The sequence below is a fragment of the Pseudomonas sp. COR18 genome (assembly GCF_048568395.1).
Classification (GTDB): Bacteria; Pseudomonadota; Gammaproteobacteria; order Pseudomonadales; family Pseudomonadaceae; genus Aquipseudomonas; species Aquipseudomonas fuscovaginae_B.
The window spans coordinates 5,206,795-5,219,598 of the sequence record NZ_CP183808.1 but is presented as its reverse complement, the minus strand read 5'-3'; the positions used below and the strand labels follow the sequence as shown (position 1 = coordinate 5,219,598).

The following is a 12,804-nucleotide window of genomic DNA, read 5'->3' as shown; positions in this document are numbered from 1 at the left end:
CTGCGCAGGCAGCGCCCGATCGGCGATGAACCAGGCCAGCAGGCGCCCGTCGCGCAGTTGCACCACCGCTTCGCGCACTGCCGGATGGCTGGCCACCGCGGCCTCGATCTCGCCCAGTTCGACCCGCACACCGCGGATCTTCACCTGGTCATCGTTGCGCCCCAGATATTCCAGGCTGCCGTCCTGGCGCCAGCGCGCCAGGTCGCCGGTGCGGTACATGCGCGCTCCCGGCTCGTCGCTGTAGGGGTCGTCCAGAAAACGCTCGGCGGTCAGCTCGGCACGGTTCAGGTAGCCCCGCGCCACTCCGGCTCCGCCGATGTACAACTCGCCGGTAGCGCCGATCGGCAGCAGGCGCCGCTGCTCATCGAGCAGATAGATCCGCGTGTTGGCCACCGGCCGGCCGATCGGCAGCACCCGGCCGGGCGACAGGGTGCCGGAGGTGGCGACCACCGTGGTCTCGGTCGGGCCATAATTGTTGACCACGGCGAAGCGTCGGGCCTGGCTGAACTGGCGCAGGCGATCGCCACCGATCAGCAGGGTGCGCAGGGTCGGGTGGTCCAGCTCGCGGCTGAAGGCGTATTCAGCCACCGGCGTGGGCAGGAAACTGATATCCAGCGGCTGCGCGCACCACCAGGCCAGTAGCGCGTCGAGGTCCTCGGCCCCCGCGGACACCGGCGCCAGGTGCAGGGTCGCCCCGGCGCAAAGCGTCGGCCAGATCTCCCAGGCCATGGCGTCGAAGCCGAACCCGGCCAGGCTGGAGACGTGGCTGTGCCGACCGAGGTCGAAGGCACGGTTGTGCCAGTCCACCAGGTTGGACAGCGTCCGGTGTTCGACCATCACTCCCTTGGGCAGGCCGGTGGAGCCGGAGGTATAGATCACATAGGCCAGGTGCTGCGCACCGAGCCCGGCAACCTGCGGATTGGCATCGCTGCCGGCGTGCCAGCGCTGGCTGTCCAGTTCGATCAGGGGCACCGGTGAAGGCGACAGGCGCGCCAGCAGTTCGCGCTGGGCCAGTACCGCCACCGGCGCGCTGTCATCGAGCAGGTAGCGCAGACGCTCGTCGGGATGGCTCGGGTCGACCGGGACATAGGCCGCCCCGGACTTGAGGATGGCCAGCAGCGCCACCAGCGTCTCCAGCCCGCGCCGGGCGACGATCGCCACCCGGTCGTCAGGGCGCACACCCAGCTCCTGCAGGTGGGCGGCCAGGGCGTTGGCGCGCCGGTTCAGCTCGGCATAGCTCAGCGAACGGCCCTGGTGCACCGCCGCCACGGCCTCGGGGCGGGCGGCGGCCTGCTCCTCGATACGCCGGTGAAGGGTCACGTCGTGGCGGTAGTCGGCCACGCTGTCGTTCCACTGCGCCAGCCGCCCAGCTTCCTGTGGTGCGAGCAGGGAGAAGGCGGCCAACGGCAGCCTGGCATTCGCCAGGCCCTGTTCGAGCACATGGATGACCCGCGCGGCCAGCGCCTCGACCTCCCCCGCCTCGAAGTACGCCGCGTCGTAGACGCAATGCATCCAGACCCGGTCGTTGAAGCGATTGCTGCGCAGGTGAATCGCCAGCGGCATCGATTCATGACGGTTGGAAACCTTGACCGTGTGTGCCGGCACCTGCCCATAACGGTAGTCATGGTCATCCTGTTCATAGGACACCGACACCTCGAACAGTTGCGCGCGGTCCTCACGCAGCAGGCCCAGGCCGCGATTGAGTTCGCTCAAGGGAAAGCGCTGGTGACGCAGGTCCTGTCGCAGCACCTGGCCGATACCCCGCACCAGTTCGCCGAACGGCGTGTCGTCAGGGAATGCCAGCCGCGTCGGGCTGACCTGGGCGAACAGCCCCACGGTCGCCTTGAAGCGGGCATGGCTGCGATTGAGGATCGGCAACCCGACCACCCACTCGTCGCGCTGGTGGCTGCGGGTAAAGCACAGATACAGCGCAGCCAGCCAGACATGAAAGGTCGAGGCCTGGCAGACCTTCGCCAGGTTCTGCATGCGCTCGTGCAACGCCGTGGGGAATGCCTGCACCACGCTGTCGCCGGGTGGCGTACCCGCGAGCGGACGCTCGCGATGACGGGGCAGCAGCATGGGCTCGGGGAGCGTGCGGTACTTGTCGAGCCAATAGTCGCGATCGCGCAGGTAACGCGGCGAGGCCTGGTAGAGCCGGTCCTCCTCGATGAAGTCGACATAGGAGGCCGCCGCGTCGGCGACCTCCTCGCCCCGCACCAGGGCGCTGTAGATCCGCCCCAGGTCCGCGAGCATCTGGCCAAAACCCCAGCCGTCGAGAATCAGGTGGTGCGCCTGGGTGCCCAGCAGGTAGTGGTCGTCACTCAGGCGCATCAGGAAAAACCGGAACAGCGGTGAACCATCCAGCGGATAGACCTGGGCCATCTCTTGCTCGACCCGCTCCAGCGCGGCGGCCAGCGGCTCGGCATGGTCGGCGAAGCAATACAGGGGGACCCGTACCTCCAGCCGCTCGACAAACCGCTGCTGCGGCAGGCCGTCGGTGCCGGGCTGCAGCACCGTGCGCAGGGCATCGTGACGCTGTACCAGGGACTCGATCGCGCTTCGCAGCAGCGACGGATCCACCGCGCCACGCAACTCGACATAACCGCCAATGTTGTACAACGGCGAATCACCCCGACTCGACTGGTCCAGCCAGATATCCTGTTGAGCGGCGGTGAGCGGGTAAGGCACGGAAGCCGGACGGGCAGCCTCGGCGGCGGCCGGTGAAAAAAACCTTTCCATAGATCCTTCTCGTTGTATTGGCAGGGAAAATCCAGGCGGTGATCCCTCGATCACCACGCGCTGTCGGCGAAGACGACACGATGAGCAGGCGCTGATCGCTGGCGTACTCATCCGGGCCAGTGTGGACGGATTCGCCGGCCACGGCTTGCTCGAATCCCCCGAGTACATCAGCCCAAGTCGCTGTAGGAAATCAGCTACAAACCTGGGTAAGACAATTCGGCGCAGCAACCAAGCCGATCAAAATAGCCTTTAAAAATCAAAGAGTTATTTTTCAGACTCAAACAGTGGCGGCCTAGACGCCGGGGCTTTCATCTCCAGCAATGCCCGCGCAGCCCAGGGTTTTTCCATGTCATTTTGTGTCCCGGTTTTCCATTACAGACGCCAGACTGATGTATAAGATTAAATCCGGTCCGTAATCCTCTTCAGGGAGAAGAGGCTTGCTTGCAAACACGGATGCCAGAGCACTCCCGCCCGGGTCCGGCTCAAGGATGATGACGATATGAGTCTTGGCAGTAGCATGACGAACCTTGAAAACTCCCACTTCTACTGTGAACTGGGGGAGCTGATTTCCAGTACCGGCAACGATCACTTCGCCGCCAACATGCTGCGGCTGGTGGACAAGCTGGTGCCGGTGGACCTGGTCGAACTCAGCGAGTGGACACTCGACGAGCGCCAGGCCAGCGTGCTCGATATCAAGCCTCTGGGTTGCGCCGCCCTCGAACAGGACCCTGCGCCCGCCGCCGTACTGCACCATCACGATAACAGTCCGCTGCTGGAAAGGATGACCGGGATGGACGACTCGCTGCTGATCCAGATGAATGCCGGTAGCCGAGGCACCCGGGACAACAACCACCAGTGCAACCTGGTCTCGCGCACCGCCAATCGGCGCTGGGTCATCTCGTTCTGCCGCCCGCAGGTGCGGCCGGTGTTTTCCCTGAGCGAACTGTCGTTCCTCAAGAACCTCTCCGATACCTTGCTGCCGCTGACCGAACGGCACGCCTGGATCAGCCGGCAGACGGCCGCGAGAGCCGTGATGAATACCCCGCCCGCGGCTGACGTCGAGCTGGAACACAAGCCACTGGAGCAGGCCTTCGACGAGCGTCTGGCGCTGGAGCAGGTCGTGCTCTCGGCCAGGGAAAAGGAGGTCTGTCTCGGGCTGCTCAGCGGCGGCACCATTCCGCGCCTGGCCGAACAGCTTTGCGTGAAGAACAGTTCGATCGAAACCTACCTCAAGCGTGCCGCCAGCAAACTGGGTGTCAGCGGCCGACACGGACTCGCACGATGGATGGCCCGAGCGTGAAAATGAACAAGTCGCCGATCCCCCTGCTGCTCATGGCACTGCTGCTCGGCGGCTGCTCGCTGATACCGGAGTATCGGCAACCTGCCTCACCCAGTGCCGCACAGTTTCCGTCGGGGCCGGCCTACGCAGCGCCATCCGCGGCCGACGCCCAGGTCGCGGCGGGCGCCGACTGGCAACGGGTGTTCCAGGACCCGTCGATGCGCCAGCTGATCGCCCAGGCCCTGGACAACAACCGCGACCTGCGCGTGGCCGCGCTGAACGTGGAAGCCTTCCAGGCACAGTACCGGATCCAGCGGGCCGACCTGTTCCCGGCGGTGTCCGCCAATGGCAGCGGTACCCGCCAGCGCGTACCCGGCAGCCTGACCGGCACCAACAAGTCGGCGATCACCTCGACCTATTCGGCGAACCTGGGCATCAGCGCCTATGAACTGGACCTGTTCGGCCGGGTACGCAGCCTCACCGACCAGGCGATGGCCAACTACCTGGCCACCGAGGAGGCCCGCCGCAGCACCCACCTCAGCCTGGTGGCGAACGTTGCCAACGCCTACCTGACCTGGCGCGCCGACCAGGAACTGCTGGCGCTGAGCCGCAAGACCCTGCAGGCCGACGAGGAAAGCCTGAGCCTGACCCGACACAACCGCGACGCTGGCAAGATGTCGACCCTCGATACGCTCCAGGCCCAGACCAGCGTCGAAAGCGCCCGCGCCAGCGTGGCCCGCTACCAGCGCCTGGTGGCCCAGGACCTGAACAACCTGACCCTGCTGGTCGGCGGACCGGTGCCCGATACCCTGCCCGGCCTGCCGCTGGCCAATGACCTGGTCGCGCAGGTCCCGGCGGGCCTGCCATCGGATCTGTTGCAGCGGCGCCCGGATATCCTCCAGGCGGAATACAAGCTCAAGGCGGCCAACGCCAATATCGGCGCGGCCCGGGCGGCGTTCTTCCCCAGCGTGACGCTGACCGCCAGCACCGGCACTTCGAGCAAGGAACTGTCCGGGCTGTTCGAGGCCGGCTCCGGCGGCTGGACCTTCCAACCGCAGATCAACCTGCCGATCTTCAACGCCGGCGCCCTGCGGGCCAGCCTGGATTACGCCAAGTTGCAGAAAGACATGCTGGTGGCGCAGTACGAGAAATCGATCCAGACCGCCTTCCAGGAAGTCGCCGATGGACTGGCGGCTCGCCAGACCTACCACGAACAGCTCAGTGCCCAACGCGACCTGGTGGAGGCGACGCAAAACTACTACGACCTGGCTCAACGCCGCTATCGCACCGGAGTCGACAGCAGCCTGGTATTCCTCGACGCCCAGCGTTCGCTGTTCACCGCCCAGCAGGGACTGATCAACGACCGGTTGGCGCAACTGGTGGCCCAGGTCAACCTGTACACTGCACTGGGTGGGCCCTGGGCACAGCCGGCCAACAACCTGGCACTGTCCGATGCACGGCTCTGAATCCGGGGGGCGGCCCCGCTCACGCTGCCGCCCTCTTTCAGTCCAGAAATTCCATGTCCACCCGATCGATCTTGGGGACGTTTTCGCAAAGATGGTTTTTCAGCATCCCCAGCATCTTGTTGTCACGAGCCCGGTCGGGCCAGACCAGATAGTAGCTGTCGCCGGTACGCACGGCTTTTTTCGATGGCAGCATCAGGGCGCCCTTGAGCAATTCGTCGCCGACCAGCGCGAGGTCACCGATGGAAATGCCATGCCCCTGGATAGCGGCGGAAATGCCCAGTTCCAGGGTGTCGAAGATCTTGCCCTTCTGCCAGGACACGGCCCCGATCAGCCCGGTACTTTCCAGCCAGCGCTGCCAGTCGCGACGGTCCCGGGAAGGATGAATCAGTCCGGCGGAGAAAATATGACCGCCCTGTAGTTCCAGGCGCTCGATCAGTTGCGGAGAACAGACGGGGACCAGCCACTCGTCAAACAGCTTGATGTAGTTCCAGTCTCCCGGAAACACACCCGAGCCCAATAACACCGCACAGTCGAAAGGCTCTGAGTCGAAGTCGACGAAATCGACATCCATCCATTCGCTGGTCAATTGCACCTGATCGTCGGGATGCAACTCATTGAATCCGTCCAGCACATTCAACAGCCAGCGCATGGTCAATGTGGAAGGCGCCTTGAGTCGCAGTGCCTGTTCCTTGCGCGCGGTGGAGAGACAGGCATGTTCGATGATCCTGAAACCTATTTTCAGTTCCTGGGCCAATAGTCGACCCGCGTCAGTCAGAAAGATCTTCGGTCCCTTGCGCTCGAACAAAGAACAACCGAAGTGTTCTTCCAAAGTTCGAACGTGCCGACTCACGGCACTCTGGGTAATACACAGATGATCCGCCGCAGTGGTAAAGGAACTGAAACGAGCCGCCAGTTCAAAAGCGCGCAAGGCGTACAGCGGCGGCAAGCGGTTGAGAACTTCACCGTACGGATCATGATAAATACTCATCCTTACCCATCCCTATTTTCTGTTTTTTCAAGATAAAGAACTGCTGGATAATTTCGAACATTCATAAGAGAGCCAACTAACTATAAGAATCGGCGCACAGACCAATCCCAAAAATACAAATTGCGCACAAAGAGATGCCTGCCGCGATCCCTTTTACCAGCCTGAAACGACCCACGAACTCCACACAGAAGAACACTCGACATGCGCAATTCCACCCTTCTACTGCCCGCTACTACCCTGGCTGAAAAGCTGAGCCCGGAAACCCAATCCACGCTGCTGGATTTCCGCCTGAACAGTAACAAAAGCGGTTATATAGTCCTGAAAAATCAGCCCATCGGCGACATCCCCCCAACTCCTACGGATCGTTCCGCGCTAGATAAGAAGTGCAACATCAGCGAACAAACAATTCTATCAGCAACAAGCATACTAGGGGAGCCAATAGGCTATATTCAAGAGTCTGACGGAGCTCTCGTAAACAATTTTTTCCCGCAAAAGAAGTTCTCCGCACAAGCAACTTCCGACAGCTATGACACCGAACTCGACCTGCACACCGAGAATGCCTTCCACGACCAGTCGCCGGACTATCTGATTCTCCTCTGCCTGCGTCAGGATCCTGCGGCACAAGCCATCACCTATATCAGTTCGGTCGATAACATTCTCGATCGTCTGAGTGCCGCGGATATCGAATTCTTTCAAACCGAAAAATATAACTTCCTTTCTGATTACGGCGTGAAAGAAAAGAACTGTCGAATCGATATAAACAGGAAGCAGACCGTGCTGTACGGCAATCCGCAATGGCCCTCCTTCCGTTTCGACCCGCACTTCATGGTCGCCGCCAGCGGCCGGGCGCAAGACAAGATGCAGCACCTGCGCCGCGTGGCCTGGGAAGTGGCCCAGCCGGTGGCCCTCCAAGCCGGCGACCTGCTGGTGATCGATAACCGCAAAACCGCACACGCCCGCAGCGCCTTCTCCGCGCAACTCGATGGGCGCGATCGCTGGATTCAAAGAACCTTCGTCATGTCCACCGAGCACACCACGCCAGCTCGCAAGCACAAGCCACGGCTGACGCTGGTAACACCTTCATGAAGACGACGGACCCGGACCACGGGGTGCCGGACGACAGCCTGAAATCACTGGCGGCGTGAACAATTCATTGTGCCGTGGCAAGGGGCATTCGCTGTTCATGACCCCTCTATCGGTAATGAGTTTTTATGCCTTAAACAGAAAAATGGCGACACACGGGTAAAGTCGATGAACGCACAGAAGTTGTTCCCACACATTGGAAAAGTTATTGCAAGTACCGGCAGCAGCCACTTTCCACGCCTGCTTCACGATCTGATTCTGACCCACCTTCCAGTGGACGCCACGCATATTACCCAGTTCCCTGCAGAACCGATCGGCAATCTTTCAGACAACCTCTCGAAAGTATCTTTCGACAATAAAAATCGTGACACAAACTGGACCTCTGCAGACACCTCCCCGCCGATCTCATTGACTGACGACTTACTCGCCGGATACAACTCGACACAACGCCTGGCCAGCTTCGCTACTTGCCGACAGAGCATCCCCCAGGAGCATGATTTCTCTTCAGACAATTCCGCTGAACTGCACTTGAGCAGCAACAAGAAAGACTACCGCTACGTTATCTCGCTGTATCGCTGCAATCCTTCGCAGCACTTTTCAGCACAGGAACGCTCCTCCCTGCATAACTTCTCCCACTTGCTGCTGCCCCTGGTGGAAAAACATATCAGCACCATTCGCCAACCCGCCCGTCGCCGCGAGGAACCGGTCTTTGATCTGGATGGCCAGTACCACCGTGGTATCGAAAGCCTGCGCCAGCGCTTCGACCTGCGTCTGTCCCAGTCCGGCTTGAAACTGTCATCGCGGGAAACCGAAATCTGCGTCGGCCTGCTCGCCGGCCTGACCGGGCCAGAGCTGGCAAAACACCTGGGCCTGGGGGTCAATACGGTGGAAAGCTACCTCAAACGGGCCGCCATCAAGATGGGAATAAGCGGGCGCCATTCGCTGATCCGCTGGATGCACGCCTGCGAACGCACCGCCGGGTGACTCACGCAGGCCACCCGGCGGGCCATCCCGCGGGCGCCTTGCGCAGTACCCGCAGAACGCTCGAAGTCGCTGTATCGATGCTGCCCCTAGGCTCTGTCTGAAATCCCAAGAAACTGAAATGTGGCCTCAGAACAGCCTGGGCTCTGTACAGTCGCCGACCATCTACGGAAAGGAATTCTGTGATGGCAAAGCGTTATGAGCTCTCGGATGAAGCGTGGGCGGTGGTCGCCGATCTCTTTACGGCAGCTCACGTCAGGGGCCGGCCCCGCAGCAGTGATCGCTTGATGCTCGATGGTGTGCTCTGGGTACTTTGTTCAGGAGCAGCCTGGCGAGATATGCCCGAGCGTTTCGGGTCTTGGGCGACGGTCTATCACCGCTTCCGAGTCTGGCGAAACCGCGGAACATTCGATCAGATGCTCAGACGATTGCACCTCAGACTTAATGACAAAGGCTTGATCGACCCCCGCACCTGGATGATCGATTCGACCGCTGTTAGAGCAACCCGTGCTTCATCTGGAGCGCGGAAAAAAGGGGGGCTGACGAGCCTACCGATCACGCTCTAGGCCGCAGTCGTGGCGGCCTGACAACCAAAATCCACATGCTCTGCGACGCCAACGGGATACCGTTGCGCTTTCTCCTCTCTGGCGGTCAAGCCAGTGACACCAGCTACGCACAACCACTGTTGGACGGAGTCAGCATTCCATCGAGCCAACGTGGGCGCCCGCGCAAGCGCTGTAAATGGCTGCTTGCCGATAAGGGCTACGACGCCGAAGCGCTACGCCGCTACTGCGACCAATATCGAATGCAACCCGTCATCCCACTGCGTTCGATGAAGCGCAAGCCCAAGCCTGGCTTACCCAGACTGTTCGACCGGCCCAAATACCGACAGCGCAACATCATCGAACGCATGTTTGGCTGGCTGAAAGAGAACCGCCGAATCGTCACGCGCTTCGACAAGCTCGCAAAAAGTTATGCAGCGATGGTCTCGCTGGCTTGTGTCTTGCGGTGTATGCGACGGCTTTTTTCAGACAGAGCCTAGAGTCTGAAAGAACCCTTTCGCTACAACTTTGCAAATGAATTTCTGCTGAACGATTTTTCTCCCCATCAGCCTTGCGGGACTTTTCCAGGCCTGGAAAGTTCCACTTCGCTGATGACATCCCAAGTCTTTCCCGTCTATACCCGAGAGCCCCCTGGCGGGCACACCGGACAGCCAGTCTAAATCCCTCCCGTCAGCTGGCATGAAATAACCGGGCGACTGCCATCCAATACCGGGACAACTTCCCGATGAAACATTTGCACGCCCCTCTACAGCATCGCAAGATCATGAATCGCCATCTGTTCATCGAAGCCCGCCCGGCTTGAATCAAACCGGCCTTATCGATACCGGCGGCGACCCGGCTGTCGCTCGACAGTTGCAGGAATACATGAGCGTTACATCACTCGACTGAACCTTCATTCGGGATTTGTTATGCGCGAGCAGCGCTATCTGTTGGCAACCTGTTGTTTCACCAACCGTCATAGGGTGATCAAGTAATGGAAGAACTCAGCTACCTCAGGAAAGTCGAGTCGAATGCGCGCACTTATGCAGCGACATTCCAGCAACTGTTCGTCAGCGGCAAGGGCATGCGGATCAGGGACGCCCATGGCAAGGAATACCTCGATTGCCTGTCCAACGCCGGAACCCTGGCCTTGGGTCACAACCCGCCGCCGGTCAAGGCCGCAGTCATGGAGTTCCTCGCCGGCGATCACCTGCAGCAAGGCCTGGATCTGGCGACACCGGCCAAGTACGCGTTTGTCCAGGAACTGTTTTCACTGCTGCCCGACACCATGCGCAACACCAGCAAGATACTGTTCTGCGGGCCCACCGGCTCGGATGCCGTCGAAGCCGCCATCAAGCTCGCCCGCCACTACACCCGGCGTTCGGCCCTGATGGCGTTCCAGGGCGGCTACCATGGCATGACCGCCGGTGCCTTGTCGGCCATGGGCAATCTGCGCCCCAAGAGCAACCATGGCATCGTCGCCCAGGACACCCACTTCCTGCCCTTCCCCTACCGCTTCCGTTGCCCTTTCGGCACCAGCGGCGAACACACCGAGCAGTTGTCCATCGACTACATCCGCAATGTGCTCTGCGACCCCGAGGGCGGTGTGACCAAGCCGGCGGCGGTGATCGTGGAAGTCGTCCAGGGCGAAGGTGGCTGCATCCCGGCGTCGGCCAACTGGCTGCGGGAACTGCGGGCAATCACCCTCGAACAGGAAATCCTGCTGATCATCGATGAAGTCCAGACCGGTCTCGGCCGAACCGGCACCACCTTCGCCCTGGAACAGGCGGGCATCGTCCCGGATATCCTGGTGTTGTCCAAGGCCATCGGTGGCGGCTACCCACTGTCGGTTATCGTCTATGCCGAGCACCTCGACACCTGGGGCCCGGGCACCCACGCCGGAACCTTCCGCGGCAACCAATTGGCGATGGTCGCCGGCGCCGCGACCATGCGCCATATCCGCGAAAACCGACTGGAGGCCAACGCCTCGGCGATGGGCCAGATACTCGAGAATGGCCTGAAACAGATTGCCCAGCGCCATGACTTCATTGGCGACGTGCGCGGGCGTGGCCTGATGCTCGGCGTCGAAATCACCCGCCCCGGCGTCGGCGGGCGTGCCGGCCCGGGTGATGGTCAGCGCGCACGGGAGATCAAGCTCAACTGCTTCGAGAACGGTCTGGTGATCGAAACCGGTGGCCGCCACGGTGCGGTGCTGCGCTTGCTGCCGCCGCTGAACATCACCGAGGCCGATATTGGCCAGGTGCTCGAGCGCTTCGAACAGGCGGTACGCAAGACCTGCGACAAACGCCGGCACGTGCTCGGCGAGATCGCCTGACCCCCGGTCTCCAGCCCCTACGATCCGGCCCGGATCCCCGCCTTGCCGCCGCCGCCCGGCGCGGCAACATCCAACAGCGTTCAACTTCGTACGCGAACGTCATGGATGGCGGGGTTTCGGGCCATTTTCCTTGCGCAGAGGTTGTAGGCATATTCATACATATAGACGGAAAAATAACAGTTCTTCATGTAAGCGATGACTTACAACAATAACCCTGTAACAAAAATGTCATCTCTTAGTCCAGCCCCTCCGCCCAGAAATATTCTTTCAAATCAATACATTGATATTCCCAAAAGGTCTTCCCAGGGAGCGTTTCCACCCTTTTGAATATATTCATCATATAAAGAGCCAGGTTTTTGGCGTCGATTCCGCGTCTTTTCTGTCCCAGAATTCCGCTACAGACACTCGATTCCCATATGGATTCAAATTCATTCCAATTGCTGAATCGCTTCGTGAAGTCGTAGGAACGTAGGGCTTGCACCGTATGGCAACGGTCTTTGGAAGGTTGCCAGGGTGCTGCACCTGAACAGGTAAACAGGAATGAACCGAACCAGCAGTATCCTGAATTTGGAAAGTGCCCGCTTCTATCACGAACTGGGCGAACTGGTCCTCAATGTAGGTCAGCAACACTTCGCCGAGGGTCTCTATCGCCTGGTCACGCAACTGGTGCCGGTCAATGCGGTGGAGTTGAGCGAATGGACCGTCGACGACCGCCAGGGCCGTGTCGTCGACATCCGCCTGATGGGCGGGGCCGGCGAGCCGGAAGACATTCCGCCGCCGAGCAACGTCAGGCACCCGAGCGAACACCCGCTGAGCAAGGACATCCTCGAGATGGATCACCCCTTGCTGATCCAGGTGAACGCCAGGCCTGCCGTGGCCGGCAAACCGCGCAGCCATGCCGAGTACCACCAGTGCTGCCTGGTGTCGCTCAAGAGCAACCGCCGCAGCCTGATCTCGTTGTATCGCCCGCTGCACCAGAAGACCTTTTCCCTGACGGAACTGTCGTTCCTCAAGAGCCTCTCGGAAACGCTCCTGCCGCTGATCGAGCGCCATGCCCAGATCACCCGCCAGTCGCTCCAGAAGCTCGGGACCTGGCTGCCCAACCCGGCCGCGGAAAACGAACTGACGTCTCTGCAGCGTGACTTCAAGGAACGCCTGGCGCTGTGCGACATCACCCTGTCGGTCCGCGAGCAGGAGGTCTGCCTGGGCCTGCTCAACGGCGGCACCGTGCCGGAGATGGCCGAAAAGCTGTGCGTCAAGAACAGCTCCATCGAAACCTATCTCAAGCGCGCTGCCGCCAAGCTGGGGGTCAGTGGCCGGCATGGGCTGGCCAAATGGATGGTCGGTACCCCGGTGCCCATGCAGGCCTGACAGTCACCCTTGCGTTTACC

At 61.1% G+C, this 12,804-nt stretch carries 8 protein-coding genes and 1 pseudogene; 7 read left to right on the top strand and 2 right to left on the bottom strand.

The features are described from left to right. Positions 1-120 precede the first annotated feature (120 nt). Positions 121-2,739, bottom strand: a pseudogene (locus ACM62G_RS24035) (non-ribosomal peptide synthetase); the annotation flags it as partial. Between the two features lie 499 nt (positions 2,740-3,238). Between ACM62G_RS24035 and ACM62G_RS24030 the strand changes: the two are divergent. After that, positions 3,239-4,039: a helix-turn-helix transcriptional regulator gene (locus tag ACM62G_RS24030; RefSeq protein ID WP_054058103.1), complete on the top strand. Its 801-nt coding sequence runs from the start codon at positions 3,239-3,241 to the stop codon at positions 4,037-4,039. A gap of 2 nt (positions 4,040-4,041) precedes the next feature. Further along, positions 4,042-5,484 carry an efflux transporter outer membrane subunit gene (locus ACM62G_RS24025; protein ID WP_419737553.1) on the top strand — a complete coding sequence of 481 codons (1,443 nt, stop codon included), beginning with the start codon at positions 4,042-4,044 and terminating at the stop codon, positions 5,482-5,484. A 37-nt stretch (positions 5,485-5,521) separates the two neighbouring features. Here the strand turns inward: ACM62G_RS24025 and ACM62G_RS24020 are convergent, their stop codons facing one another. After that, positions 5,522-6,472, bottom strand: coding sequence for a LysR family transcriptional regulator (locus ACM62G_RS24020; protein ID WP_054058105.1), 951 nt, complete (start codon positions 6,470-6,472; stop codon positions 5,522-5,524). Positions 6,473-6,673: 201 nt separating this feature from the next. Between ACM62G_RS24020 and ACM62G_RS24015 the strand changes: the two genes are divergently transcribed. From ACM62G_RS24015 to ACM62G_RS23995, 5 genes are all read left to right on the top strand, one after another. Further along, the gene (locus ACM62G_RS24015; protein WP_273822302.1) at positions 6,674-7,558 is read left to right on the top strand and encodes a TauD/TfdA family dioxygenase; all 885 of its coding nucleotides are present in this window, start codon (positions 6,674-6,676) and stop codon (positions 7,556-7,558) included. A gap of 165 nt (positions 7,559-7,723) precedes the next feature. Further along, positions 7,724-8,539, top strand: a complete 816-nt coding sequence (locus tag ACM62G_RS24010; protein ID WP_419735756.1) for a helix-turn-helix transcriptional regulator — start codon at positions 7,724-7,726, stop codon at positions 8,537-8,539. 182 nt (positions 8,540-8,721) lie between these two features. After that, positions 8,722-9,578 (top strand): IS5 family transposase gene (locus ACM62G_RS24005; RefSeq protein ID WP_419735755.1). Its coding sequence is split into 2 segments (ribosomal slippage): positions 8,722-9,076 and positions 9,076-9,578, totalling 858 coding nucleotides; the frame shifts between segments, so codons are not numbered across the junction. Positions 9,579-10,072: 494 nt separating this feature from the next. Further along, positions 10,073-11,413, top strand: coding sequence for a diaminobutyrate--2-oxoglutarate transaminase family protein (locus tag ACM62G_RS24000; protein ID WP_419735754.1), 1,341 nt, complete (start codon positions 10,073-10,075; stop codon positions 11,411-11,413). Between the two features lie 540 nt (positions 11,414-11,953). Then, on the top strand, positions 11,954-12,784 hold the full coding sequence (locus ACM62G_RS23995) for a helix-turn-helix domain-containing protein (protein WP_273822307.1): 831 nt from the start codon (positions 11,954-11,956) through the stop codon (positions 12,782-12,784). The last annotated feature ends 20 nt before the right edge of the window (positions 12,785-12,804 follow it).